Source organism: Cronobacter malonaticus LMG 23826 (assembly GCF_001277215.2).
In the GTDB taxonomy this organism is placed as follows: domain Bacteria; phylum Pseudomonadota; class Gammaproteobacteria; order Enterobacterales; family Enterobacteriaceae; genus Cronobacter; species Cronobacter malonaticus.
Genome location: NZ_CP013940.1, coordinates 1,774,408 through 1,800,533 on the forward strand (window position 1 = coordinate 1,774,408; position 26,126 = coordinate 1,800,533).

A 26,126-nucleotide genomic window follows, 5' to 3' on the forward strand; every position below is an offset into this window, starting at 1 on the left:
GTCACCCATTGTACTCCCGCGACACAGGTAGCAGCGCTGCGTCTGAAAAACCACACTTTTTTTAGCGCTTAAGCCTACTCCCTGGGGAGTAAGGCGGTTTTTTGCACAGATCACAGAGCGTATATCCATTGATTTACATCAACTTAAGCGCGCGTCCAGGCTCTATCGTGGCGGCATTATCCCCATCATGTTTGAGGTGTTTATGAGTGACTCTTCCGCTGCGGCACGTTCCACAAGCGGGTTGATTACCGACTGGCGGCCTGAAGATACCCAGTTCTGGCAGCGTACCGGCCAGCACACCGCCCGTCGTAATCTGTGGATCTCCGTGCCTTGTCTGCTGCTTGCGTTCTGCGTCTGGATGTTGTTCAGCGCAGTGGCGGTCAATCTGAATAAGGTGGGCTTCCGTTTTACCACCGATCAACTGTTTATGCTGACCGCGCTGCCGTCGGTTTCCGGCGCGCTGCTGCGCGTGCCATACTCCTTTATGGTGCCGATTTGCGGCGGCCGTCGCTGGACGGCGTTCAGCACCGGCATTTTGATTATTCCGTGCGTGTGGCTGGGTTTCGCGGTGCAGGATCCTTCCACGTCCTTCGGCACGTTTATCATCATCTCCCTGCTGTGCGGCTTTGCCGGGGCGAACTTCGCCTCCAGCATGGCGAACATCAGCTTTTTCTTCCCGAAACAGAAACAGGGCGGGGCGCTCGGCATTAACGGCGGCCTCGGCAACCTGGGCGTCAGCGTGATGCAGCTGGTCGCGCCACTTGCGATTTCGCTCTCCATCTTTGCCGCGTTCGGCAGCGAAGGCGTGGCGCAGGATGACGGCACGCGCCTTTATCTGGAAAACGCGGCATGGGTGTGGGTGCCGTTCCTCGCCGTGTTTACGCTGGCGGCCTGGTTTGGCATGAACGATCTGGCGACCTCGAAAGCGTCTTTCCGTGAGCAACTGCCGGTGCTCAAACGCGGCCACCTGTGGGTGATGAGCCTGCTCTATCTCGCGACCTTCGGCTCGTTCATCGGCTTCTCGGCGGGCTTTGCGATGCTCTCAAAAACGCAGTTCCCACAGGTGAACGTGATGCATTTCGCCTTCTTCGGGCCGCTGCTCGGCGCGCTGGCGCGCTCGGCGGGCGGGGCGATTTCCGACCGTCTGGGCGGTACGCGCGTGACGCTGGTGAACTTCATTCTGATGGCGATATTCAGCGCGCTGCTGTTTGTGACGCTGCCGTCAGGCGGCGTCGGCGGGAATTTCGCGGCGTTCTTCGGCGTGTTCCTGGCGCTATTCCTGACCGCCGGGCTGGGTAGCGGCTCGACGTTCCAGATGATTTCGGTGATTTTCCGCAAGCTGACGATGGATCGCGTGAAAGCGGCGGGCGGCAGCGATGAGCAGGCGATGCGTGAAGCGGCGACGGACACCGCTGCGGCGCTCGGGTTTATCTCCGCGATTGGCGCCATCGGCGGGTTCTTTATCCCGAAAGCCTTTGGTACGTCGCTGGCGCTGACCGGCTCACCGGCAGGCGCGATGAAAGTTTTCCTGGTGTTTTATATTGCTTGCGTGGTGCTGACCTGGGCTGTGTATGGCCGTAAAGCAGCACGCTAACCCGTTAACTTTTTGGTTATCCTTTGCGCGGCCTGGCCGCGCTTTTTTTATGTTCGAATTAGTTACAACATACTTTTTATTCGCGCTGGCGTTTCAGCGCGGGCGGCTGGCAGGAAAACGGCAAATAAGCGTGGCGGGGAGCACCGTCACTTTCAGACTACCCCTTAATACCCGACGGTTAACCGAAAGCGATTAAAAACACGCCGTTTTTATAAAAAACATAATATATCCAAGAGGTTGTTTAATCTCACCAGATTACCCTTTGGGGGTACTGGCGTTCTGGCGCGCATTTTCTAAGCCAGACCGTGTTGATCGCCGTCAATTCTGTACCTTAAGCCGCGCGTTACCGTCCCGCACATTGAGCCAATGTCGATTTGACCAGAGAGCCAACAGGCTCCACACAGGAGAACACCCCGATGAGTAAATTCCTGGACAGGTTCCGCTATTTCAAGCAGAAAGGCGAAACCTTTGCCGATGGGCATGGACAACTTCTGGATACGAACCGGGACTGGGAAGAGGGTTACCGTCAGCGCTGGCAGCATGACAAAATTGTCCGCTCCACTCACGGCGTTAACTGCACCGGTTCCTGCAGCTGGAAGATTTACGTCAAAAACGGTCTGGTTACCTGGGAAACCCAGCAGACCGACTACCCACGCACCCGCCCCGATATGCCGAACCACGAGCCGCGCGGCTGCCCGCGTGGGGCCAGCTACTCCTGGTATCTCTACAGCGCCAACCGTCTGAAATATCCGCTGATGCGTAAACGCCTGATCAAACTGTGGCGCGAAGCGAAAGCGCAGCACAGCGATCCGGTGAACGCCTGGGCGTCCATCATGGAAGACAGCGAAAAAGCGAAAAGCTACAAACAGGCGCGCGGACGCGGCGGTTTTGTGCGCTCTTCCTGGCAGGAGGTGAATGAGCTTATCGCCGCCGCCAACGTCTGGACCGCCAAAACCTTTGGCCCCGACCGTATCGCGGGCTTCTCGCCGATCCCGGCGATGTCGATGGTCTCTTACGCCTCCGGCGCGCGTTACCTGTCGCTTATCGGCGGGACGTGCCTGAGCTTCTATGACTGGTATTGCGACTTGCCGCCCGCCTCGCCGATGACCTGGGGCGAACAGACGGACGTGCCGGAATCCGCCGACTGGTATAACTCCAGCTACATTATCGCCTGGGGTTCAAACGTTCCACAGACCCGTACCCCGGACGCCCACTTCTTTACCGAAGTGCGCTACAAAGGCACCAAAACCGTCGCCGTGACGCCGGACTACGCCGAAATCGCCAAACTGTGCGACCTGTGGCTCGCGCCCAAACAGGGCACCGACAGCGCGATGGCGCTGGCGATGGGGCACGTCATGCTGCGTGAATTCCACCTCGACAAACCGAGCCAGTATTTCACCGATTACGTGCGCCGCTACACCGACATGCCGATGCTGGTGATGCTCGAAGCGCGCGACGGCTTCTACGCCGCAGGCCGTATGCTGCGCGCCTCGGATCTGGTCGATAATCTGGGCCAGGAAAATAACCCGGAATGGAAAACCGTCGCGTTTGATAACCGTAATGGCGATATGGTCGCGCCGAACGGCTCTATCGGTTTCCGCTGGGGAGAAAAAGGCAAATGGAACCTGGAACAGCGCGATGGCACGACCGGTGAAGAGACCGAACTGCGCCTCTCGATGCTGGGCCATCACGACGAGGTGGCAGAAGTTGGCTTCCCGTATTTTGGCGGCGAAAGCAGCGAACATTTCCAGAGCGTGAAGCTTGAAAACATCCTGCTGCATAAACTGCCGGTGAAACGCCTGCAGCTTGCCGACGGCTCCAGCGCGCTGGTGGCGACGGTCTATGACTTAACGCTTGCCAACTACGGTCTGGATCGCGGTCTTGGCGATGGTAACTGCGCGGCGAGCTACGACGACGTGAAAGCCTATACCCCGGCCTGGGCCGAACAGGTGACCGGCGTGCCGCGTGCGCAGATTATTCGTACCGCGCGCGAATTTGCCGATAACGCCGATAAGACTCACGGCCGCTCAATGATCATCGTCGGCGCCGGTATGAACCACTGGTATCACATGGATATGAACTACCGTGGGCTTATCAATATGCTGGTGTTCTGCGGCTGCGTCGGTCAGAGCGGCGGCGGCTGGGCGCACTATGTGGGCCAGGAGAAACTGCGTCCGCAAACCGGCTGGACGCCGCTGGCGTTCGCGCTGGACTGGAACCGTCCGCCGCGCCATATGAACAGCACGTCGTTCTTCTATAACCACTCCAGCCAGTGGCGATACGAATCCCTGACGACCGACGATCTGTTGTCGCCGCTCGCGGATAAGTCGCGCTACAGCGGCCATCTGATTGACTTTAACGTGCGCGCCGAGCGTATGGGCTGGCTGCCGTCCGCGCCGCAGCTTGGAACCAACCCGCTGCGCATCAAAGCCGCGGCGGACGCCGCCGGCATGAGCCCGGTGGATTACACCGTGAACGCGCTGAAATCGGGCGACATTCGCTTTGCGGCCGAAGAGCCGGAAAACGGCAAAAACCACCCGCGCAACCTGTTCGTCTGGCGCTCCAACCTGCTGGGTTCTTCCGGTAAAGGGCATGAGTACATGCTCAAATACCTGCTCGGCACCGAGAACGGCATTCAGGGCAAAGATCTGGGCCAGCAGGGCGGCGTGAAGCCGGAAGAGATCGAATGGCAGGACAACGGCCTCGACGGCAAACTGGATCTGGTGGTCACGCTCGATTTCCGTCTCTCCAGCACCTGTCTCTACTCCGATATCGTGCTGCCGACCGCCACCTGGTATGAGAAAGACGATATGAATACCTCGGATATGCATCCGTTTATTCATCCGCTTTCCGCCGCGGTGGACCCGGCCTGGGAATCCAAAAGCGACTGGGAGATTTACAAAGGCATCGCGAAGAAATTCTCCGAGCTGTGCGTCGGCCATCTTGGCGTAGAGACAGACGTAGTGACGCTGCCCATTCAGCATGACTCCGCCGCCGAACTGGCGCAGCCGCTCGATGTGAAAGACTGGAAAAAAGGTGAGTGTGACCTGATCCCCGGCAAAACTGCGCCGCACATCATCGCCGTACAGCGCGACTACCCGGCGACCTACGAGCGCTTCACCTCCATCGGCCCGCTGCTGGAGACCATCGGCAACGGCGGCAAGGGCATCGCCTGGAATACCCAGAGCGAAATGGATCTGCTGCGCAAGCTTAACTACACCAAGCAGGACGGCCCGGCCAAAGGCCAGCCGATGCTGAACACCGCGATTGACGCCGCCGAGATGATCTTAACGCTCGCGCCGGAAACTAACGGCCAGGTGGCGGTAAAAGCCTGGGCGGCGCTGAGTGAGTTCACCGGCCGCGACCATACGCATCTCGCGCTGAACAAAGAAGACGAGAAGATTCGCTTCCGCGATATTCAGGCGCAGCCGCGCAAAATTATCTCCAGCCCCACGTGGTCCGGGCTTGAAGATGAGCACGTTTCGTACAACGCCGGTTATACCAACGTTCACGAGCTGATCCCGTGGCGCACGCTCTCTGGTCGTCAGCAGCTCTATCAGGATCACCCGTGGATGCGCGACTTCGGCGAGAGCCTGCTGGTGTATCGCCCGCCGATCGATACCCGTTCGGTAAAAGCCGTGATGGGGCAGAAATCCAACGGCAACCCGGAGAAGGCGCTGAACTTCCTGACGCCACACCAGAAATGGGGCATTCACTCCACCTACAGCGACAATCTGCTGATGCTGACGCTGTCGCGCGGCGGCCCGATTGTCTGGATGAGCGAGGACGACGCGAAAGATCTCGGCATTGCGGATAACGACTGGATTGAAGTGTTTAACGCCAACGGCGCGCTGACCGCCCGTGCGGTGGTGAGCCAGCGTGTGCCTGCCGGGATGACCATGATGTACCACGCGCAGGAGCGCATCGTGAATATTCCGGGCTCGGAAATCACCGGCCAGCGCGGCGGTATTCATAACTCGGTGACCCGCATCAGCCCGAAACCGACGCACATGATTGGCGGCTATGCGCAACTGGCCTACGGCTTTAACTACTACGGCACCGTCGGCTCTAACCGCGACGAGTTTGTGGTGGTACGTAAGATGAAGAACATTGACTGGTTGGACGGCGAAGGCAACGACCAGAAACAGGAGAGCGTAAAATGAAAATTCGTTCACAAGTCGGCATGGTGCTGAACCTTGATAAGTGCATCGGCTGCCACACCTGTTCGGTGACCTGTAAAAACGTCTGGACCAGCCGCGAAGGGATGGAATACGCCTGGTTCAACAACGTCGAAAGCAAGCCGGGCGTCGGCTTCCCGAACGACTGGGAAAACCAGGAGAAGTGGAAGGGCGGCTGGGTGCGCAAAATCAACGGCAAACTGCAACCGCGCATGGGCGGCCGTGGGATGCTGCTCGGTAAAATTTTCGCTAACCCGCATCTGCCGGGCATCGACGATTACTACGAGCCGTTCGACTACGACTACCAGCATCTGCATAACGCGCCGGAAGGTAAACACCAGCCGATTGCCCGCCCACGCTCGAAAATTACCGGCCAGCGGATGAACAAAATCGAAGCCGGTCCGAACTGGGAGGAGATCCTGGGCGGCGAGTTCGAGAAACGTTCGCAGGACAAGAACTTCGAAAACATGCAGAAGGCAATGTACGGCCAGTTCGAAAACACTTTCATGATGTATCTGCCGCGCCTGTGCGAGCACTGCCTGAACCCGGCGTGTGTGGCGACCTGCCCGAGCGGCGCGATTTACAAGCGCGAAGAAGACGGCATCGTGCTGATTGACCAGGACAAATGCCGCGGCTGGCGTATGTGCATCACCGGCTGTCCGTACAAAAAAATCTACTTCAACTGGAAGAGCGGGAAATCTGAGAAGTGTATCTTCTGCTATCCACGTATTGAAGCAGGGATGCCGACGGTCTGCTCTGAAACCTGCGTGGGCCGCATCCGTTACCTCGGCGTGCTGCTGTATGACGCAGATGCTATCGAGCAGGCGGCGAGCACCGAGCATGAAACCGATCTCTATCAGCGCCAACTGGACGTATTCCTCGACCCGAACGATCCGGCGGTCATTGAGCAGGCGCTGAAAGATGGCGTGCCGCAAAGCGTGATTGACGCGGCGCAGCAGTCGCCGGTGTGGAAACTGGCGATGGACTGGAAGCTGGCGCTGCCGCTGCACCCGGAATACCGCACGCTGCCGATGGTCTGGTACGTGCCGCCGCTGTCGCCGATTCAGTCCGCCGCCGACGCGGGCGAGCTTGGCCGCAACGGCATTCTGCCGGATGTCGACAGCCTGCGTATTCCGGTGCAGTACCTGGCGAACCTGCTGACCGCGGGCGATACCGCCCCGGTGCTGCTGGCGCTGAAACGTATGCTTGCGATGCGTCACTACAAACGTGCTGAAACCGTTGACGGCGTGAACGATACCCGCGCGCTGGAAGAGGTGGGCCTGACCGAAGCGCAGGCGCAGGAGATGTACCGTTACCTGGCTATCGCGAACTACGAAGACCGCTTCGTGGTGCCGTCGAGCCACCGTGAACTGGCGCACGACGCGTTCCCGGAACGTAACGGCTGCGGCTTTAGCTTTGGCGACGGTTGCCACGGTTCGGACAGCAAATTCAACCTGTTCAACAGCCGCCGCATCGACGCCATCGACGTGACGGTGAAAACGGAGCCGCGCCAATGACCGAACTGCTGATTATCTCCCGCCTGCTGGAGTACCCGGATGCTGCCCTGTGGCAGCATCAGCAGGAGCTGTTCGACGCGCTGACCGATACGCAACATCTGTCGCTGCAAAACGCCCATCATCTGGGCGTCTTTATCCGCGATCTGTTACAGGAAGATTTGCTGGATGCGCAGGCGGCTTACGGCGAGCTGTTCGACCGCGGCCGCGCCATGTCGCTGCTGCTGTTCGAGCATGTCCATGGCGAATCGCGCGATCGCGGCCAGGCGATGGTGGATCTGCTGGCGCAGTATGAACGCGCGGGTCTTATGCTGGACAGCCGTGAGCTGCCGGACCATCTGCCGCTCTATCTGGAATACCTGGCGCAGCTTCCGGCGCAGGACGCCATTAACGGCTTGCGGGATATCGCGCCGATCCTGGCGCTGCTCGGCGCGCGTCTTCAGCAGCGCGAAAGCCGCTACGCGGTGCTGTTTGATCTGCTGATTGCGCTTTCTGACACGCAGGTGGATACCCACAACGTGCGCGAGAAAATCGCCGATGAGGCGCGCGACGACACGCCGCAGGCGCTGGACGCCGTCTGGGAAGAAGAACAGGTGAAATTTTTCGCCGACCAGGGCTGTGGCGAGTCTGACATCGCCGCGCACCAGCGCCGCTTCGCCGGAGCGGTCGCTCCGCAATATCTGAATATCTCTGCCGGAGGACAGCAATAATGCACTTCCTGAATATGTTCTTCTTTAGTATCTACCCGTACATTGCCGGTACGGTATTTCTGGTGGGCAGCTGGCTGCGTTACGACTACGGGCAATACACCTGGCGCGCCGCCTCCAGCCAGATGCTGGATCGCAAAGGGATGAACATGGCCTCGAACCTGTTTCATTTCGGTATTCTCGGGATTTTCTTCGGCCACCTGTTCGGGATGCTGACCCCGCACTGGATGTACGAATCGTTCCTGCCGATTGCCGTGAAACAGCAACTGGCGATGATCGCAGGCGGGATCTTCGGCGCGATGACGCTCGTTGGCGGCCTGCTGCTGCTCAAGCGTCGCCTGTTCAGCCCGCGCGTGCGCGCGACCTCCACCGGCGCCGATATTCTCATCCTGGCGCTGCTGCTGACGCAGTGTACGCTCGGCCTTATCACCATTCCGTTCTCCGCGCAGCATATGGACGGCAGCGAGATGATGAAGCTGGTGGGCTGGGCGCAGAGCGTGGTGACGTTCCGTAGCGGCGCGGCTGAACATCTGGACGGTGTGGCGTTTATCTACCGCGTGCATCTGGTGCTCGGTATGACGCTGTTCCTGGTATTCCCGTTCACGCGTCTGGTGCATGTCTGGAGCGCGCCGGTGGAATATCTGACCCGCAAATACCAGGTGGTACGCGCGCGTCGCTAAGGTTGTTGATACGCAACGCTAAACGCCAGTCCCGTCGGGCCTGGCGTTTTTTTTTACGGCTTTACAGGCCGTTACGGCGTTACCCGCTTCTCTTTCTTTCCCTGATTTCACCGGGCTAAAAAACGCTTTTAACAGTGATGCCCATTATCAGGCCAGTGGCTCCTCTTCGTGCAGGGCTGTCTGAACCGACCGCGCAGTTCTGCTCCGGCGGCGAAATTCGCCAGGCGGCATGCCCGCGTGTTTAGTGAAGGCGACGCTGAACGCGCTCGCTGACTGGTAGCCTGTTCGCAACGCAATCTGTTCGATTTTATCCTGGCCACTCATCAGGGCTTTTCTGGCAAGCGACATGCGCCAGAAAAGCAGGTATTGCATGGGCGACATGCCGACGGTCTCGCTGAAGGTGGCGAAAAAAGAGGATCGGGACATCGCACACTCACGGGCGAGGTGCTCGATTTGCCAGTCCGCGCCGGGCTTTTCATGGATGAGATGCAGGGCGGTAGCGATCTTTTCGTGTTGTAACCCGCGCAGAATACCTGCCGTTTTCGCGAGCTCCGGATCGCTTCGCAACGACTCCACCAGCAACAGTTGCAAAAGATGCGTCATGACCACCTCACGCCCTGGCCGCCGTGTCCGGCTTTCATCCAGCAGGAGTTCAAAGAGCGTGACGAAACGGCGTTGTCCTTTAATCAGGATCTCATTTGGCAGTAACGCGACGATAAGCGCTTTATCCGGCGTGTCGAATTCACAGTGACCCACATTCATCAGCAGTTCAGCCGGCCCCGCTGTTGCGCCAATTCTTACGTGCCCGTCGCCGAGGAGGGTTGGCATTGAGATATCTGCGGGCGGCGCGGCGCCCGCGCTGGTGGTCTCAAAGGTATACGTGGCAGGGATCAGTATGAAATCACCGGCTACCAGCAGTCTGGGCGCTTTACCGTTAATGCTCATCAGACATTCGCCCTGCAACACGGCGCAGTAAAACGCCTCGCCGGCAGACTCGCGGAGAATACGCCACTGACCTGCGCCTTCAACGAGTTTTGCACGCGTTGGCCTGGGGTTAAGCAAAGCAACAATATCGGTTAACGGATCGGACACTGGACGCTCTCTAAAGTTAAGCGGATTTTTGATTATATATTGTCCAGCTGACGGCGGCTATGATTGCCGCTCTTGCCAACAGAGAGGATGAACCATGTCAACTGCACTGATTACCGGATGCTCTTCAGGTTTTGGGCTCGTCACAGCTCAACTTTTTTTAGACAAAGGCTGGAATGTGATTGCCACCATGAGAACGCCTGACCCGACACTGTTTCCTGAAAGCGACAGGCTGACTATCCTGCCGCTGGATATTACCGCTGAAGAGAGCATCAACGAGGTGGTGCAAAAAGCGGGCGCAATTGACCTTCTGGTGAATAATGCAGGCGTCGGCGCGCCGGTCCCGGTTGAACTGACGCCGCTTGCCACCGCGCGGCAATTAATGAATACCAATGTTCTGGGCACGCTGTTATTGACTCAGGCATTTCTCCCGCTAATGAGAGAACAAAAATCAGGAGTGATCATCAATGTGTCGTCGTCGGTCACCACCAAAGCGATGCCGCTGATTGGGGTGTATCGTGCCAGTAAAGCGGCGCTGAATGCCTGGAGCGAGTCATTAGCCCTTGAGGTTCGGCCTTTTGGTATTCGCGTTCACGTGGTGTTACCGGGGCGCTCGCCTGAGACGAAGTTTGGCGAAAATGCCCGCGCGTTTTTTGGCGGGCGGGACGATCCGGCGTATGGAAAAATGGTGGATGAGTTTATCCGCATGGCAGGTGATGCCGGCTCGCCCGTGACGCATGCCGATGATGTGGCGAACGCCATTTTTGCCGTAGCTCGGGATCAAAACGCACCGCTGTACACCGCGGCGGGTGAAGATGCCCGGCAATTTCTTACAGAAGCGCAGCAACATTCCCCGTTTGCTTACTGAGAACCTGTAAGTCACTACATGGCGGATAAGCGAAGCGCATCCACCAAAAGCAGATGACGCGAAATACGATTTTTCTGTCGCTCGGCTCGAACCTTCGTCGACGCTTCTCATCCTTCCCCGGTCCATGACATATGTAAGATGGGAGAGTGCATGAGTCTGGGGAGATATTTGAAGGAGATGGTGGTGGGGGAAGGATTATTCGTCGCTTCGCTCCTCACCCTTCGGGCCGTTGCCTGCGGCAACGTTGTCTCGCTGTTGCTCGACTCGAACCTTCGTCGACGCTTCTCATCCTTCCCTGGTCAATAACATATGAGGCGTGGGAGAGTGAATTAGCGTGAGGAGTACTTAAAAGAGATGGTGGTGGGGGAAGGATTATTCGTCGCTTCGCTCCTCACCCTTCGGGCCGTTGCCTGCGGCAACGTTGCCTCGCTGTTGCTCGACTCGAACCTTCGTCGAAGCTTCTCATCCTTCCCTGGTCAATAACATATGATGCGTGGGAGAGTGAATTAGCGTGAGGAGTACTTAAAAGAGATGGTGGTGGGGGAAGGATTCGAACCTTCGAAGTCGATGACGGCAGATTTACAGTCTGCTCCCTTTGGCCGCTCGGGAACCCCACCAGGGGTAATTCAAATTGTAGAGGTAGTGCGTGAGATGGTGGTGGGGGAAGGATTCGAACCTTCGAAGTCGATGACGGCAGATTTACAGTCTGCTCCCTTTGGCCGCTCGGGAACCCCACCACGGGGTAAAACGCTTTATTCCGCATTATCGTAGCATGGAAGGATTATTCGTCGCTTCGCGACTCACCCTTCGGGCCGTTGCCTTCGGCAACGTTCTCTCACTACGCTCGAGTCGCACCTTCGAAGTCGATGACGGCAGATTTGCAGTCAGCTCCCTGATGTACGCTCGGGAACCCCACCACGGGGTAATGCTTTTTACTGGCCTGCCTCCGCTGCGGGAAGCGGGGCGCATAATATCAAATGTCGCGCCCCTGTAAAGCCTTCCGTTAGCGAATAACGATTGTTTGCGTAATTTTTGCCCGTAACGTTTTAAACCTAAACAGAAACGGGCAATGGCTTACAAAATAATCGTCCGGTTGCCGTAAACAAACACGCGCTGGGCCAGTACCTGGTAGAGCGCGCGGCTGAGCACGTTTTTCTCAACGTCGCGGCCCGCGCGCATCATATCTTCCGCCGTGTAGGTATGATCCACATGAATCACGTCCTGCATAATGATCGGGCCTTCATCCAGATTGTCATTCACGTAGTGCGCGGTCGCGCCGATGATTTTCACGCCGCGCTCGTACGCCTGGTGATAAGGGCGCGCGCCAATAAACGCCGGCAGGAACGAGTGGTGAATATTAATAATCTTGTTCGGGAAACGGGCGACGAAATCTGGCGTCAGGACGCGCATATATTTCGCGAGCACCACGTAATCCGGCTGATGGGCATCAATGGCGTCCGCCATTTGTTTATCGTGCGCTTCGCGGGTCAGCCCTTCATGGCTCACCAGCTCAAACGGAATATCGAAACGCTCAACCAGCGGGCGCAACGTTTCGTGATTGCCGATGACTGCGGCGATATCCACATCCAGACCGCCATAATTGGCTTTCATCAGCAAATCGCCAAGGCAGTGCGCCTCTTTAGTCACCAGAATGACGATGCGGCGGCGTCCGGCCGGGTTCAGCTCGCGAACGGAGCCTGCAGGCAGCGCGCTGTCGAGATCGGCCAGCAGCGTGGCGTCATTGAAGATCCCTTCAAGCTCGGTACGCATAAAGAAGCGGCCGGTGCGGTGATCGACGAACTCATTGTTCTGTACGATGTTCAGCTCGTGCTTGTAGCAAATGTTGGTGATGCGCGCGATAAGCCCTTTCTGATCCGGGCAGATGGTGCGCAGTACTTTACGTTGTAATGCTTGCATTGCAGGGGTGATCCTGTTGATGGTTTGCCAGTGTGTTGTCAGTCAGCGGTATTATTGCCCGCAACACTTTTTAAATTTTTTCCCGGAGCCGCACGGGCACGGATCGTTGCGGCCGAAAACCGGACGCGTGCCGTCGATGTAGTACCAGCGGCCCTGTTCGTTGAGAAAACGCGAACGCTCAATAATCGCGCCGGATTTGCCATTTTCCTGGAAACGCGCCACAAAACTGACGTACGCTTCGCTTTCGCTATGACCCGGCGCTTCTTCAAAAATCGTCAGGCCAAGCCACTGTGTATGGGCGAAACCCGCTTCAATCTCGGTTCGAAAGCTGTCTGCATGACAGGCGGGATGCCAGGTCTTAATCAGATATTCCGCATTTTTCATCACGAAAGCGCAGTAGCGAGAGCGCATAAGCTGTGATGCAAGGGCTGCGCTCTTGTTGCCGGAAAGATAAGGCTGGCAACATAGGCTATACTCCAGAGCGCTACCGCAAGGACAAAGTTGCGACACGATTTCTCCTTGAGGACAAAATTAAGGCGTTAAACGCCACAGCGGCACTATGTTAACCGAGCGACGGCCTTGATGCCACGCCGCCGCCAGATATGCAGACTTTTACGCCCGTGGCGTGATGCCGGGGCGAACACACACAGCAAGGCTTAGCCTTACACAAAGGTATAAAATAAAGTATCCACATGCTGCAGTTTATCTTTTGGTCACAGGGCACTATCACTCCCGCTTCATTGCGCCAGGCGCAAAAGCGTTATGTTTCTTCCTGTTGCGCTGACATTCTTCGGGCAATTCTGACAGGCACAGCCCGCCTGAGCATGCCAAACTTGGCAACAAGTCATTCAGGGGGGGAGAGATGACGCAACCATTAGCCGGCAAACAGATCCTCATCGTTGAAGATGAAGCCGTTTTTCGTTCAATGCTTGACGCATGGCTGTCATCACTGGGCGCGCAGACGCATCTTGCTGAAGATGGCGTTGACGCGCTGGAGAAAATGCACGACGCCGCGCCAGATCTGCTGATTTGCGATCTGGAAATGCCGCGCATGAATGGCCTGAAACTGATCGAGCGTCTGCGCAACGACGGCAATCAAACCCCGATTCTGGTGATTTCCGCGACGGACAATATGTCCGATATCGCCAAAGCGCTGCGCCTTGGCGTGCAGGACGTGCTGCTAAAACCCGTCAAAGATTTTAACCGGTTGCGTGAAACCGTTTACGCCTGCCTCTATCCCAACATGTTTAATTCGCGTGTTGAGGAAGAAGAACGCCTGTTTCAGGACTGGGACGCGCTGGTCAATAACCCTCACGCCGCCGCGAAGTTACTGAAAGAGTTACAGCCGCCGGTACAGCAGGTGATGTCGCACTGCCGCGTGAATTACCGCCAGTTAGTTGCCGCCGATGAACTTGGGCTGGTGCTGGATATTGCGCCGATTTCCGACAACGATCTGGCGTTTTATTGTCTCGACGTGACGCGGGCGGGCGACAACGGCGTGCTCGCTGCGCTGTTATTACGCGCGCTGTTTAATGGATTACTTCAGGAACAGCTCTCGCAACAGCGTCAGCGTTTACCCGAGCTTGGGGCTTTACTTAAGCAAGTAAATCAATTGCTGCGCCAGGCAAATTTGTATGGTCAATTTCCTTTGCTGGTTGGTTATTACCACAGCGAATTAAAAAACCTCATATTAGTCTCTGCGGGCCTTAACGCGACGTTAAATACCGGAGATAACCAAATTCAGCTCAGTAATGGTGTTCCTTTGGGCACCCTGGGTAATACTTACTTAAATCAAATCAGCCAGCGCTGCGAATCCTGGCAGTGCCAGGTATGGGGCGCAGGCGGCCGCTTAAGACTCATGTTGTCTGCGGAATGAGCATTTGATTTATCTGATGCAGATAGCTTTTCCCGGCTGTCTGCACGGGTGGTAATATCGCGTCAGTTTTCTTCGTATTTGTCCTAAATTGCCATGACGCAAGGGTATTCAGACTCTTTCCCCATTTTTTAACTGATATACTCGAACGCGTTTTTAATTGACGAACAAGTGTGAAACTTGAACAGTCCAGGAGAATATTCAATGGCTGCCATTAATTCGAAAGTGAAAAAAGCAGTAATCCCGGTTGCGGGATTAGGAACCAGGATGTTGCCGGCCACGAAGGCGATTCCAAAAGAGATGCTGCCGCTGGTGGATAAACCGTTAATTCAGTATGTCGTTAATGAGTGTATTGCCGCTGGCATTACTGAGATTGTTCTGGTCACTCACTCCTCAAAAAATTCCATCGAGAACCACTTCGATACCAGCTTTGAACTTGAAGCGATGCTGGAAAAACGCGTTAAGCGCCAGCTGCTGGAAGAAGTGCAGTCCATCTGCCCGCCGCACGTGACCATCATGCAGGTGCGTCAGGGTCTCGCGAAAGGTCTGGGCCACGCGGTGATGTGCGCGCATCCGGTTGTCGGCAACGAGCCGGTCGCGGTCATCCTGCCGGACGTTATCCTCGATGAATTTGAATCCGATCTCTCCCAGGATAACCTGGCGGAAATGATCAAACGTTTCGACGAAACAGGCCGCAGCCAGATCATGGTGGAGCCGGTAGAAGACGTTACCGCGTATGGCGTGGTGGATTGCCAGGGCGCGCAGCTGCAGCCGGGCGACAGTGTGCCGATGGTCGGCATCGTTGAGAAACCGAAAGCCGACGTGGCGCCGTCTAACCTCGCGGTAGTTGGCCGTTACGTGCTTGGCGCGGATATCTGGCCTCTGCTGGCGAAAACGCCTCCGGGAGCGGGCGATGAGATCCAGCTGACCGATTCCATCGCCATGCTGATGGATAAAGAAACCGTCGAGGCGTACCACATGAAAGGCAAGAGCCACGACTGCGGCAACAAACTGGGTTACATGCAGGCCTTTGTGGAATACGGAATTCGCCACAATACGCTGGGTGAAGAGTTCAAAGCCTGGCTTAATGACACCGTCGGCGGCAAGAAGTAATTAATCACCCGGGACAACGTAATGAAAGTAACCGTATTTGGTATTGGCTACGTGGGGCTGGTACAGGCCGCTGTACTGGCGGAAGTAGGGCATGACGTTATGTGCATTGACGTTGATGCCAACAAGGTAGAAAACCTGAAGAAAGGGATTATCCCGATCTATGAGCCAGGTTTGACGCCGCTGGTGAAGAAAAACTACGAAGAAGGGCGTCTGCATTTCAGCACCGACGCCGCGGAAGGGGTAAACCACGGCGTGATGCAGTTCATCGCTGTGGGTACGCCGCCAGACGAAGACGGCTCTGCCGACCTGAAATATGTCACCGCTGTGGCGCGTACTATCGCCCAGCATATGACCAGCCATAAAGTCGTGCTGGATAAGTCCACCGTTCCGGTGGGCACCGCCGATAAAGTGCGGCAGGTCATGAGCGAAACGCTGAAGGCGCGCGGCGCGGATTTCCCGTTCGATGTGGTTTCCAACCCGGAATTCCTCAAAGAAGGGGCGGCGGTTGCCGACTGCATGCGTCCTGAGCGTATTGTTGTGGGTACAGACAACGACGATGTGGTCGAATTGCTGCGTGAGCTCTATGAGCCGTTCAACCGCAACCACGACCGCATGATCCTGATGGATATCCGTAGCGCCGAGCTGACCAAATATGCCGCCAACTGTATGCTGGCGACTAAGATCAGTTTTATGAACGAGATCTCAAACCTGGCGGAGCGTCTGGGTGCGGATGTCGAGAAAGTGCGTCAGGGTATCGGCTCCGATTCCCGTATCGGTTACCACTTTATCTATCCTGGCTGCGGTTACGGCGGCTCCTGCTTCCCGAAAGACGTTCAGGCGCTGATCCGTACTGCTGAGCATATCGGCTATGTGCCGCGTCTGCTGAAGGCTGTGGAAGACGTCAACAACGATCAGAAGATGAAGCTGCCAGAGTTTATTCGCCGTCATTTCGGCGAGAATCTGGAAGGCAAAACCTTCGCGCTGTGGGGACTTTCTTTCAAACCGAATACCGACGATATGCGTGAAGCTTCCAGCCGCGTGCTGATGGAAGAGCTGTGGAAACATGGCGCAACCGTACAGGCTTACGATCCGGAAGCGATGGATGAAACCCAGCGTATTTACGGTCATCGCGCAGACCTGCGTTTAATGGGCACCAAAGAAGCGGCGCTGCAGGGCGCGGACGCGTTGATTATCTGCACCGAGTGGCAGGCATTCCGCGCGCCGGATTTTGATTTCATCAAAAATTCCCTGAAAGAACCGGTTATCTTTGATGGACGTAACCTGTATGATCCGGCAAGGCTCAGCAAACGCGGCTTTGTTTATTATGCAATCGGCCGTGGAGCATCCATTAACATTGCATAATTAATGAGGATCGTATGAAATTTCTGGTTACCGGCGCAGCAGGCTTTATTGGTTTTCACGTTAGCGAACGTCTGCTGGCAGCCGGTCACCAGGTTATCGGTATCGATAACCTGAATGATTATTATGACGTCAACCTCAAACACTCCCGCCTCAATATTCTTAAACAACACACCGCATTTCATTTCGAAAAAATTGATCTGGCCGATCGCCAGGCAATGGAAATGTTATTTACGCAGCATCAGCCACAGCGCGTCATCCATCTGGCTGCGCAGGCAGGGGTGCGTTATTCGCTGGAAAATCCTCATGCCTATGCGGATGCCAACCTGACCGGGCATTTAAATGTGCTTGAAGGCTGCCGTCATCATAAGGTTGAGCATTTATTATACGCGTCATCAAGTTCCGTTTACGGACTGAACCGTAAAATGCCTTTCTCTACGGATGATTCGGTCGATCATCCGGTCTCTTTATATGCCGCGACGAAAAAAGCCAACGAGCTGATGTCGCATACTTATTCGCATCTGTATGGCCTGCCGACGACGGGGCTGCGCTTTTTTACGGTATATGGCCCCTGGGGGCGTCCGGATATGGCGCTTTTTAAATTTACCCAGGCGATTGTCAAAGGCAACAGCATTGATGTTTATAATCACGGCCAGATGCGACGCGATTTTACTTATATCGACGATATTGCTGAGGCGATTGTCCGTTTGCAGGATGTTATTCCACAGGCTGACCCGCAATGGACCGTGGAAAACGGCTCTCCGGCCACCAGTTCCGCGCCGTACCGTGTTTATAATATCGGCAACAGCTCTCCCGTTGCGCTAATGGATTATATTTCCGCACTGGAAAAAGCGCTGGGTAAAGAAGCGCAGAAAAATATGCTGCCGATGCAGCCGGGCGACGTACTTGAAACGAGCGCTGATACGTCAGCGCTTTATAAGGTGATTGGGTTCAAGCCGCAGACCTCGGTAGAAGAGGGCGTTAAACGCTTTGTAGAGTGGTATAAAGCGTTTTATAACGTAGCAGGCTGACCCTCGCTGTGTAGCCGCAGAAAGCCTCTTACTTATTGTGAGGGGCCTTAAAAACAAAAATCCCGCCGAGGCGGGATTTTTTATACAGCACCAAAAGCACTGTCTGAGAGAAATTAATCCTTGATCAGGAAATCGTCCAGCTGTTTACCCTGCTCGTCGATGGCTTTCTTGATCACTGCAGGGGTACGGCCCTGGCCAGTCCAGGTTTTGCTCTCGCCGTTTTCATCGGTGTAACGATATTTAGCCGGACGCGCAGCACGTTTAGCTTTAGTACCGGTTTTAGCGGCAGACATGCTGTTCAGTAATTCATTCGGATCAATACCGTCAGCGATCAGCATTTCACGGTACTGCTGTAATTTACGAGTACGTTCTTCGATTTCCGCAGCGGCGGCGCTTTCTTCTTCACGGCGCTCATTTACAACCACTTCTAATTTCTCCAGCATCTCTTCCAGAGTTTCCAGAGTACATTCTCTCGCCTGTGCACGAAGAGTACGGATGTTGTTCAGAATTTTAAGTGCTTCGCTCATTGTAGTAATCTCAAACTTATAATGGGGTGGTGTGTTGAGCTAATAATAGAGCCTTAAATTCAGTTCTGCAATAGGCCGAAATGTAAGGAAGTCAAAATATCGGATTATTTGTGCGCATTTAATAATGCGACACTTAAATTTTTCTTGAACTGACGCACAAAGTTATCGGCACAAAATGCGCTTGTCCTGCACGGCACCAGGCACCAATTCTTCAGAGAAACACCATTTTTTAAGGGATTATTATCAGCCCGGTGAAATATCCCTCCTTTGTATTAGCGGAACCTTGAGCAGCCTTTAGCGGCCACTTATTAGAATAGCTGGCGCCAAAAGCATATTTGATTAAGCGGCTAAAATGACTGCTGTCTCCACAGTTTATCCACAATAAGAGCCATAAATGTGTTTCAAAGTGTTGGGCGTCGCTCCTTGCTATAGTCGCCATATAAGAAATATCTGCTGCGGTTCAGGGCAGCTGCATGCCAGTTGCAGAGAATATGATACACTGGCGTCAATGTACCAACACTTAAGCCAGGGTTATCGAGCAGATGGCGCAACTCTATTTTTACTATTCGGCAATGAATGCCGGTAAATCGACAGCATTACTCCAGTCGTCATATAACTACCAGGAAAGGGGAATGCGTACCCTGGTTTATACCGCGGAAATTGACGATCGTTTTGGCGCAGGCAAGGTGAGTTCGCGTATAGGATTATCCTCGCCAGCACGCCTTTATAATGTGCATACCTCTTTATTTGACGATATTCGCGATGCCCACCAGGAAGCACCTGTTCATTGCGTTCTGGTGGATGAAAGCCAGTTTCTGACTCGCGAGCAGGTTTACGCCCTTTCTGAAGTTGTCGATAAGCTGGATATTCCCGTGCTCTGTTATGGCCTGCGTACCGATTTCCGTGGCGAGCTGTTTGGCGGGAGTCAGTATCTGCTGGCGTGGTCGGATAAACTGGTGGAGCTGAAAACCGTCTGTTTTTGCGGTCGTAAAGCAGGCATGGTGCTTCGTCTCGATCATGAGGGGCGGCCTTACAATGAAGGCGAGCAGGTCGTCATAGGCGGGAATGAGCGCTATGTGTCGGTGTGTCGTAAGCATTATAAGGAAGCCTTAGAAAAAGGCTCTTTAAAAGCGATTCAGGGCCGTTAAAACACAACAGGCTGTTGTCACCCATTATCGCTAATGAAGAAGCCTCACAATCGCGTTGAGGCTTTTTTATAGATGCTAACAACCTGAACGTGCATTTTACGAGCAGGTTAGCGTTGCGCTGTACGCAAGAGAATAAGTTAAAAATTTCTTTATCGTCACAACGACAGCCGAAAGAGGGAACAGGCGATATTCATACGTCATGCTTCTGTAAAACGCGGCAGGATATTGACAGCTCTGTTTTATAGCAGGCAAAAAAAACCCGCCATACGGCGGGTTTTTGAGTTCAGACAACCTTAAACGGTTTTCTTCGCTTTCTTGTCAGCTTTCGCGACAGGAGCGGCTTCAGCTTTTACCGCTTCAGCGCCTTCTTTGTATTCACGACCGTAGAAGCTGTCCAGCAGGATCTGTTTCAGTTCGGCAATCAGCGGGTAGCGCGGGTTAGCACCAGTACACTGGTCATCGAAGGCATCTTCAGACAGTTTATCGACATTGGCCAGGAAGTCGGCTTCCTGAACGCCTGCTTCACGGATAGATTTCGGAATACCCAGCTCAGCTTTGATGCTTTCCAGCCATGCCAGCAGTTTCTCAATTTTCGCTGCGGTACGGTCGCCCGGAGCGGTGAGACCCAGGTGGTCAGCGACTTCAGCGTAACGACGACGTGCCTGCGGACGGTCATACTGGCTGAAAGCTGTCTGCTTGGTCGGGTTATCGTTCGCGTTATAGCGGATAACGTTCGAGATAAGCAGGGCGTTCGCCAGACCGTGCGGGATGTGGAACTGCGACCCCAGTTTGTGGGCCATAGAGTGGCACACGCCCAGGAAGGCGTTCGCAAACGCGATACCTGCGATGGTAGCGGCACTGTGAACACGTTCACGCGCTACCGGGTTTTTCGAACCTTCATGGTAGGACGCCGGCAGGTTTTCTTTCAGCAGTTTCAGTGCCTGCAGAGCCTGACCATCGGAGAATTCAGACGCCAGTACGGAAACGTAAGCTTCCAGCGCGTGGGTTACCGCATCCAGACCACCGAAGGCGCAGAGCGATTTCGGCATGTCCATCACCAGGTTGGCATCGACAATTGCCATGTCCGGCGTCAGCGCGTAGTCCGCCAGCGGATATTTCTGGCCGGTTTCGTCATCGGTAACTACCGCAAACGGCGTTACTTCAGAACCGGTACCGGAAGTGGTGGTGACAGCGATCATTTTCGCTTTCACGCCCATTTTCGGGAACTTGTAGATACGTTTACGGATGTCCATAAAGCGCAGCGCGAGTTCTTCGAAGTGGGTTTCCGGATGTTCGTACATGACCCACATGATTTTCGCAGCATCCATCGGGGAGCCGCCGCCCAGTGCGATGATGACATCCGGTTTAAAGGAGTTCATCAGCTCGGCGCCTTTACGAACCACGCTCAGGGTTGGGTCAGCTTCTACTTCAAAGAACACTTCAGTTTCAACGCCAGCCGCTTTCAGCACGGAAGTGATCTGATCGGCATAACCGTTGTTGAACAGGAAGCGGTCAGTCACGATCATTGCGCGTTTGTGACCATCAGTAATCACTTCATCCAGCGCAATCGGCAGTGAGCCGCGACGGAAGTAGATAGATTTCGGAAGTTTATGCCACAACATGTTTTCAGCTCGCTTAGCAACGGTTTTCTTGTTGATCAGGTGTTTCGGACCAACGTTTTCAGAGATGGAGTTACCACCCCAGGAACCGCAACCGAGCGTCAGAGACGGTGCCAGTTTGAAGTTGTAGAGATCCCCGATACCACCCTGAGAAGCCGGCGTGTTGATAAGGATACGCGCGGTTTTCATTTTGTCGCCGAAGAAGGTGACGCGAGCCGGCTGGTTATCCTGGTCGGTGTACAGGCAGGAGGTATGACCGATACCGCCCATCGCAACCAGTTTTTCCGCTTTTACTACTGCATCTTCGAAATCTTTTGCGCGGTACATTGCAAGAGTCGGAGAGAGTTTCTCGTGCGCGAACGGTTCGCTTTCATCAACCAGAGAAACTTCGCCAATCAGAATTTTGGTGCTGGATGGCACGGTGATACCTGCCATCTCGGCGATTTTAACGGCTGGCTGACCTACGATAGCCGCGTTCAGCGCGCCGTTCTTCAGAATGATATTTTGCACTGCTTTCAGTTCTGCGCCCTGCAACAGGTAGCCACCGTGGCTGGCGAAACGTTCGCGCACTGCATCATAAACAGAATCAACAACGATGACAGACTGTTCTGATGCGCAGATAACGCCGTTATCGAAGGTTTTGGACATCAGGATAGACGCGACAGCGCGTTTGATATCGGCCGTTTCATCGATAACTACCGGCGTGTTACCGGCACCTACGCCGATAGCCGGTTTACCGGAGCTGTATGCCGCTTTCACCATGCCCGGGCCGCCCGTGGCCAGAATCAGGTTGATATCCGGATGATGCATCAGTGCGTTAGACAGCTCAACGGAAGGCTGATCAATCCAGCCGATCAGATCTTTCGGCGCACCAGCGGCGATAGCGGCTTGCAGCACAATATCCGCTGCTTTATTGGTTGCATCTTTCGCACGCGGATGTGGGGAGAAAATAATCGCGTTACGGGTTTTCAGGCTGATAAGCGATTTGAAAATAGCGGTAGAGGTTGGGTTAGTGGTCGGAACGATACCGCAGATGATGCCGATAGGTTCAGCGATAGTGATAGTACCAAAGGTGTCATCTTCGTCGAGGATGCCGCAGGTCTTCTCATCTTTATAGGCGTTGTAGATATATTCAGAAGCAAAGTGGTTTTTGATCACTTTATCTTCGACGATACCCATTCCGGATTCGGCAACGGCCATTTTAGCGAGGGGGATTCGAGCATCTGCAGCGGCCAGGGCGGCGGCGCGGAAGATTTTGTCAACCTGTTCTTGGGTGAAGTTGGCATATTCACGCTGGGCTTTTTTGACGCGCTCGACGAGGGCGTTTAGTTCAGCGACATTAGTAACAGCCATAATGCTCTCCTGATAATGTTAAACTCTTTTAGTAAATCATCTGCTCGAAACGACAGTATAGTCAGCCCCAAACAGCGTGCGTTACAGACAGGTTTATCAGCACAACGACCACAAACCTCCGCTGATTTACTAAAAGAGCCTTGCCTTAAAACATTTTTCTGGAAAATGTCTTACTCCCTGGCGGCATCATCAAGATACTCACTTCTGGTTACCAAAAGCGTGATCTAAATCAATTTAACCCCATGCTGACTCCTTTCAGCAGCCCTTATAGCGGTATTTCAGCGATGGTTAATATATTTACTACACTTTTGAATAATTACATCACCATAAATCAACAAAAGAATAACACAGGTCGACGCGGTCAAACGGGCGCGAGATCAGGAATGTTTAAAGGGGTAATGGCGTAGCGTAAGGAAGGGTTTTGGATTACATTACGCTCGCTGTCGCCTCACCAATCTGCGGAGCTTCCCTTGAATTCTATGCTGTTTGATTTGCCAACCTTTTTTAAGTTCTTTATTGGTCTGTTCGCGCTGGTAAACCCGGTGGGTATCATCCCTGTCTTCATTAGTATGACGAGTTACCAGACGGCGGCGGCGCGTAACAAAACCAACCTGACTGCAAACCTCTCCGTTGCCATCATTCTCTGGACGTCACTTTTTCTCGGCGACGCCATTCTCCAGATATTCGGCATCTCTATTGATTCTTTCCGAATCGCTGGCGGCATCCTGGTCGTCACTATCGCCATGTCGATGATTAGCGGGAAACTGGGCGAGGATAAACAGAATAAGCAGGAGAAGTCGGAAACGGCGATCCGCGAAAGTATCGGCGTTGTGCCGCTGGCGCTGCCGTTGATGGCAGGGCCAGGGGCTATCAGTTCAACCATTGTCTGGGGCACGCGCTATCACAGTTGGGAATATATGCTGGGTTTTACGGTGGCTATCGCGCTTTTCGCCGCATGCTGCTGGGGGGTGTTTCGTCTGGCACCGTGGCTGGTTCGCCTGCTTGGACAAACGGGTATTAACGTCATTACCCGTATCATGGGCCTGCTGCTGATGGCCCTTGGCATAGAGTTTATTGTAACGGGGATTAAAGCGCTCTTTCCCGGCCTGGTAAGCTAGTCATTTTATTCCTTTATAAAAGCGAAGCGGAAGCTTCGCTTTTTTCTTTCATTATTAGCATTTCGTATAACACTCCGCGTTTCGATTTATTACTCATAACTTTATCTGATATCTGGCAAAGCATTATTAAAACAATGAATTACAGTATCAGTTACATTCTTTGCGTTCATAAATAAAGCAATCAGTCTGTTATTTTTGTCACATGATAGTTTGAGTATTGATGCGGGTTTAACGAAATGATATTAGTAATTTCAACGCCACTGCAGATAAATGTGCTAATTTTTGTTCAATTGTTAACTTTATGTTGCGATGTACTGTGAGCAACGTGACACGGTGCGTAAGCGGTGCCGGCTTCAGTTAACCCATTGATTATAAGCAACAAATATCAGTATCTGGCGCTTTTGCGCTCCGATGTCTTCACGACAGCCTTTGCGACAAAAGAGAAGCGGTTAACAAATTTGTAAATTGTATTGGCGCACAATTCACGCATTTGATACTTTCCGGCAAAACATTTGCCTGCGAATTATCAACAGGTGAGAACGATTTTCGTATGAAAGCGCTTTCCCTCAACAGGTAGCGCGAAAAGAAACTGTCCTTAAAACAGGGAAGGGCAGTCAAGAATCGACGACAGGCTGCCAGAGAGCGGCCGTGATAAATAAAGTCGGTGATAGCAAGCTGTAAAAAAGAAAACCACCTGGCAGACGCGAAAGCTCCTGCGCTGCACAGGTCCCCGTCAGGGGAGAACGGGCTGACTTTCGTCAGTAATAATAATGAGTGGAGTACCAACACAATGTCCATCATCACAAAAAAAAGTCTGGTAGCTGCGGGGATCCTTTCTGCGCTAATCGCGGGTAACGCAATGGCTGCGAATGTACCTGCGGGTGTGCAACTGGCGGAGAAACAAACGCTGGTGCGCAACAACGGTTCAGAAGTACAGTCTCTCGACCCGCATAAAATTGAAGGCGTGCCGGAGTCCAATATCAACCGTGACCTCTTCGAAGGTCTGCTGGTCACTGATGTTGAAGGCCACCCGAGCGCGGGTGTTGCCGAAAAGTGGGAAAACAAAGATTTTAAAGTCTGGACCTTCCATCTGCGTAAAGATGCAAAATGGTCCAACGGCGAGCCGGTCACGGCACAGGATTTCGTTTACAGCTGGCAGCGCTTGGCTGACCCGAAAACCGCCTCTCCGTATGAAAGCTATCTGCAGTACGGCCACATTACCAATATCGACGACATCATTGCCGGTAAAAAACCTGCCACCGATCTTGGCGTAAAAGCGATCGACGACCATACGCTTGAAGTCACCCTGAGCGAGCCGGTCCCGTATTTCTATAAGCTGCTGGTTCACTCCTCCATGTCTCCGGTGCCGAAAGCCGTCGTTGAGAAATTTGGCGAGAAATGGACCCAGCCGGCTAACATCGTGTCTAACGGCGCGTACAAACTGAAATCCTGGGTGGTGAACGAGCGCATCGTACTTGAGCGCAACACCAACTACTGGGATAACGCGAAAACCGTTATCAATGAAGTGACTTACCTGCCTATCTCTTCTGAAGTAACGGATGTTAACCGCTACCGCAGCGGCGAAATCGACATGACTTATAACAACATGCCGATTGAACTGTTCCAGAAGCTGAAAAAAGAGATCCCGAAAGAAGTGCACGTCGACCCGTACCTGTGCACCTATTACTACGAAATCAACAACCAGAAAGCGCCGTTTAACGATCCGCGTGTCCGTACCGCGCTGAAGCTGGGCCTGGATCGCGATATCATCGTGCATAAAGTGAAAAACCAGGGCGACCTGCCAGCCTATGGTTACACCCCGCCGTACACCGATGGCGCGAAATTCACCGAACCGGCCTGGTTCAAAATGACCCAGGAGCAGCGTAACGCCGAAGCGAAAAAACTGCTGGCCGAAGCGGGCTATACCGCTGACAAGCCGCTGACGTTCGATCTGCTGTACAACACCTCCGATCTGCACAAAAAACTGGCGATCGCGGCCGCGTCCATCTGGAAGAAAAACCTGGGCGTGAACGTGAAGCTGGAAAACCAGGAGTGGAAAACCTTCCTGGATACCCGTCATCAGGGCAACTTTGACGTGGCGCGTGCAGGCTGGTGTGCGGATTACAACGAGCCGACGTCCTTCCTGAACACCATGCTGTCCAACAGCTCGAACAACACCTCGCACTATAAGAGCGACGCGTTTGATAAAGTGATGCAGCAGACGCTGCAGGTGAGCGACGAAGCCCAGCGCAGCGAGCTGTACAATAAAGCGGAGCAGCAGCTGGATAAAGATTCCGTCATCGTTCCGGTTTATTACTATGTGAACGCCCGCCTGGTGAAACCGTGGGTCGGTGGTTACACCGGTAAAGACCCGCTGGATAATGTCTACGTTAAAAACCTGTATATTATCAAACATTAATGGCAATGCGTGGGGCAGG

Annotated in this window: 18 protein-coding genes, 2 tRNA genes and 3 other RNA genes; 13 read left to right on the forward strand and 10 right to left on the reverse strand. The window is 54.2% G+C overall.

Annotated elements, in window-relative coordinates:
* Positions 1 to 202: 202 nt before the first annotated feature.
* The 5 genes from AFK66_RS08500 to narI all read left to right on the forward strand — a co-directional run bounded on the left by AFK66_RS08500 (position 203) and on the right by narI (position 8,673).
* Positions 203 to 1,594 carry a NarK family nitrate/nitrite MFS transporter gene (locus AFK66_RS08500; protein ID WP_144432654.1) on the forward strand — a complete coding sequence of 464 codons (1,392 nt, stop codon included), beginning with the start codon at positions 203 to 205 and terminating at the stop codon, positions 1,592 to 1,594.
* 416 nt (positions 1,595 to 2,010) lie between these two features.
* Positions 2,011 to 5,757, forward strand: coding sequence for a nitrate reductase subunit alpha (locus AFK66_RS08505; protein WP_023898585.1), 3,747 nt, complete (start codon positions 2,011 to 2,013; stop codon positions 5,755 to 5,757).
* Positions 5,754 to 7,289 (forward strand): nitrate reductase subunit beta, encoded by a 1,536-nt coding sequence (gene narH, locus AFK66_RS08510; protein ID WP_007775614.1) that lies wholly within the window; start codon positions 5,754 to 5,756, stop codon positions 7,287 to 7,289. The genes AFK66_RS08505 and narH overlap by 4 nt, the downstream gene beginning before the upstream one ends.
* A complete protein-coding gene (narJ, locus tag AFK66_RS08515; protein ID WP_007775612.1) occupies positions 7,286 to 7,996 on the forward strand; it encodes a nitrate reductase molybdenum cofactor assembly chaperone in 711 nt (236 codons plus the stop codon). The genes narH and narJ overlap by 4 nt, the downstream gene beginning before the upstream one ends.
* Positions 7,996 to 8,673, forward strand: a complete 678-nt coding sequence (gene narI, locus AFK66_RS08520) for a respiratory nitrate reductase subunit gamma (protein ID WP_004386024.1) — start codon at positions 7,996 to 7,998, stop codon at positions 8,671 to 8,673. Before narJ ends, narI begins: the two co-directional genes overlap by 1 nt.
* A gap of 147 nt (positions 8,674 to 8,820) precedes the next feature.
* On the opposite strand, the gene AFK66_RS08525 is transcribed toward narI, so the two are convergent.
* Complete coding sequence (locus tag AFK66_RS08525) at positions 8,821 to 9,765, reverse strand: AraC family transcriptional regulator (protein WP_023898586.1); 945 nt, start codon at positions 9,763 to 9,765, stop codon at positions 8,821 to 8,823.
* Between the two features lie 94 nt (positions 9,766 to 9,859).
* Between AFK66_RS08525 and AFK66_RS08530 the strand changes: the two genes are divergently transcribed.
* Positions 9,860 to 10,630 (forward strand): SDR family oxidoreductase, encoded by a 771-nt coding sequence (locus tag AFK66_RS08530; RefSeq protein ID WP_007775604.1) that lies wholly within the window; start codon positions 9,860 to 9,862, stop codon positions 10,628 to 10,630.
* Between the two features lie 178 nt (positions 10,631 to 10,808).
* Here the strand turns inward: AFK66_RS08530 and AFK66_RS08535 are convergent.
* From AFK66_RS08535 to AFK66_RS08565, 7 genes are all read right to left on the reverse strand, one after another.
* A non-coding RNA gene (locus AFK66_RS08535) (RtT sRNA) lies at positions 10,809 to 10,940 on the reverse strand.
* Between the two features lie 45 nt (positions 10,941 to 10,985).
* A non-coding RNA gene (locus AFK66_RS08540) (RtT sRNA) lies at positions 10,986 to 11,117 on the reverse strand.
* A 45-nt stretch (positions 11,118 to 11,162) separates the two neighbouring features.
* Positions 11,163 to 11,247, reverse strand: a tRNA-Tyr gene (locus AFK66_RS08545).
* A gap of 35 nt (positions 11,248 to 11,282) precedes the next feature.
* Positions 11,283 to 11,367: transfer RNA gene (locus AFK66_RS08550), tRNA-Tyr, on the reverse strand.
* 28 nt (positions 11,368 to 11,395) lie between these two features.
* Positions 11,396 to 11,536: non-coding RNA, RtT sRNA (locus tag AFK66_RS08555), on the reverse strand.
* 168 nt (positions 11,537 to 11,704) lie between these two features.
* Positions 11,705 to 12,547, reverse strand: coding sequence for a formyltetrahydrofolate deformylase (purU, locus tag AFK66_RS08560; protein ID WP_023898588.1), 843 nt, complete (start codon positions 12,545 to 12,547; stop codon positions 11,705 to 11,707).
* A gap of 51 nt (positions 12,548 to 12,598) precedes the next feature.
* Positions 12,599 to 13,057: a YchJ family protein gene (locus AFK66_RS08565; RefSeq protein WP_071603031.1), complete on the reverse strand. Its 459-nt coding sequence runs from the start codon at positions 13,055 to 13,057 to the stop codon at positions 12,599 to 12,601.
* A gap of 352 nt (positions 13,058 to 13,409) precedes the next feature.
* Here AFK66_RS08565 and rssB point away from each other — a divergent pair, with 352 nt between their 5' ends.
* The 4 genes from rssB (at position 13,410) to AFK66_RS08585 (ending at position 17,923) form a co-directional block, all read left to right on the forward strand.
* Complete coding sequence (rssB, locus tag AFK66_RS08570) at positions 13,410 to 14,423, forward strand: two-component system response regulator RssB (RefSeq protein ID WP_007775600.1); 1,014 nt, start codon at positions 13,410 to 13,412, stop codon at positions 14,421 to 14,423.
* Positions 14,424 to 14,624: 201 nt separating this feature from the next.
* Positions 14,625 to 15,533, forward strand: a complete 909-nt coding sequence (galU, locus tag AFK66_RS08575) for a UTP--glucose-1-phosphate uridylyltransferase GalU (RefSeq protein WP_007775591.1) — start codon at positions 14,625 to 14,627, stop codon at positions 15,531 to 15,533.
* A gap of 21 nt (positions 15,534 to 15,554) precedes the next feature.
* On the forward strand, positions 15,555 to 16,895 hold the full coding sequence (locus AFK66_RS08580; RefSeq protein WP_007775589.1) for a UDP-glucose dehydrogenase family protein: 1,341 nt from the start codon (positions 15,555 to 15,557) through the stop codon (positions 16,893 to 16,895).
* A 14-nt stretch (positions 16,896 to 16,909) separates the two neighbouring features.
* Positions 16,910 to 17,923: an NAD-dependent epimerase gene (locus tag AFK66_RS08585; RefSeq protein ID WP_023898590.1), complete on the forward strand. Its 1,014-nt coding sequence runs from the start codon at positions 16,910 to 16,912 to the stop codon at positions 17,921 to 17,923.
* Between the two features lie 113 nt (positions 17,924 to 18,036).
* Here the strand turns inward: AFK66_RS08585 and hns are convergent, their stop codons facing one another.
* A complete protein-coding gene (hns, locus tag AFK66_RS08590) occupies positions 18,037 to 18,450 on the reverse strand; it encodes a histone-like nucleoid-structuring protein H-NS (RefSeq protein WP_007679581.1) in 414 nt (137 codons plus the stop codon).
* A gap of 542 nt (positions 18,451 to 18,992) precedes the next feature.
* Here hns and tdk point away from each other — a divergent pair.
* Positions 18,993 to 19,598 (forward strand): thymidine kinase, encoded by a 606-nt coding sequence (gene tdk, locus AFK66_RS08595; protein ID WP_007775581.1) that lies wholly within the window; start codon positions 18,993 to 18,995, stop codon positions 19,596 to 19,598.
* Between the two features lie 293 nt (positions 19,599 to 19,891).
* Here the strand turns inward: tdk and adhE are convergent, their stop codons facing one another.
* On the reverse strand, positions 19,892 to 22,570 hold the full coding sequence (gene adhE, locus AFK66_RS08600) for a bifunctional acetaldehyde-CoA/alcohol dehydrogenase (RefSeq protein ID WP_007775579.1): 2,679 nt from the start codon (positions 22,568 to 22,570) through the stop codon (positions 19,892 to 19,894).
* Positions 22,571 to 23,049: 479 nt separating this feature from the next.
* Between adhE and AFK66_RS08605 the strand changes: the two genes are divergently transcribed.
* The gene (locus AFK66_RS08605) at positions 23,050 to 23,688 is read left to right on the forward strand and encodes a YchE family NAAT transporter (RefSeq protein WP_007775574.1); all 639 of its coding nucleotides are present in this window, start codon (positions 23,050 to 23,052) and stop codon (positions 23,686 to 23,688) included.
* Between the two features lie 790 nt (positions 23,689 to 24,478).
* On the forward strand, positions 24,479 to 26,107 hold the full coding sequence (gene oppA, locus AFK66_RS08610; protein ID WP_007775571.1) for an oligopeptide ABC transporter substrate-binding protein OppA: 1,629 nt from the start codon (positions 24,479 to 24,481) through the stop codon (positions 26,105 to 26,107).
* The last annotated feature ends 19 nt before the right edge of the window (positions 26,108 to 26,126 follow it).

Bases quoted from the DNA above. Each gene is read 5' to 3' on its own strand.
- AFK66_RS08500 (WP_144432654.1), top strand. From the start codon at position 203: ATGAGTGACTCTTCCGCTGCGGCACGTTCCACAAGCGGGTTGATTACC.
- AFK66_RS08505 (WP_023898585.1), top strand. From the start codon at position 2,011: ATGAGTAAATTCCTGGACAGGTTCCGCTATTTCAAGCAGAAAGGCGAA.
- narH (WP_007775614.1), top strand. From the start codon at position 5,754: ATGAAAATTCGTTCACAAGTCGGCATGGTGCTGAACCTTGATAAGTGC.
- narJ (WP_007775612.1), top strand. From the start codon at position 7,286: ATGACCGAACTGCTGATTATCTCCCGCCTGCTGGAGTACCCGGATGCT.
- narI (WP_004386024.1), top strand. From the start codon at position 7,996: ATGCACTTCCTGAATATGTTCTTCTTTAGTATCTACCCGTACATTGCC.
- AFK66_RS08530 (WP_007775604.1), top strand. From the start codon at position 9,860: ATGTCAACTGCACTGATTACCGGATGCTCTTCAGGTTTTGGGCTCGTC.
- purU (WP_023898588.1), bottom strand. From the start codon at position 12,547: ATGCAAGCATTACAACGTAAAGTACTGCGCACCATCTGCCCGGATCAG.
- rssB (WP_007775600.1), top strand. From the start codon at position 13,410: ATGACGCAACCATTAGCCGGCAAACAGATCCTCATCGTTGAAGATGAA.
- galU (WP_007775591.1), top strand. From the start codon at position 14,625: ATGGCTGCCATTAATTCGAAAGTGAAAAAAGCAGTAATCCCGGTTGCG.
- AFK66_RS08580 (WP_007775589.1), top strand. From the start codon at position 15,555: ATGAAAGTAACCGTATTTGGTATTGGCTACGTGGGGCTGGTACAGGCC.
- AFK66_RS08585 (WP_023898590.1), top strand. From the start codon at position 16,910: ATGAAATTTCTGGTTACCGGCGCAGCAGGCTTTATTGGTTTTCACGTT.
- hns (WP_007679581.1), bottom strand. From the start codon at position 18,450: ATGAGCGAAGCACTTAAAATTCTGAACAACATCCGTACTCTTCGTGCA.
- tdk (WP_007775581.1), top strand. From the start codon at position 18,993: ATGGCGCAACTCTATTTTTACTATTCGGCAATGAATGCCGGTAAATCG.
- adhE (WP_007775579.1), bottom strand. From the start codon at position 22,570: ATGGCTGTTACTAATGTCGCTGAACTAAACGCCCTCGTCGAGCGCGTC.
- AFK66_RS08605 (WP_007775574.1), top strand. From the start codon at position 23,050: ATGCTGTTTGATTTGCCAACCTTTTTTAAGTTCTTTATTGGTCTGTTC.
- oppA (WP_007775571.1), top strand. From the start codon at position 24,479: ATGTCCATCATCACAAAAAAAAGTCTGGTAGCTGCGGGGATCCTTTCT.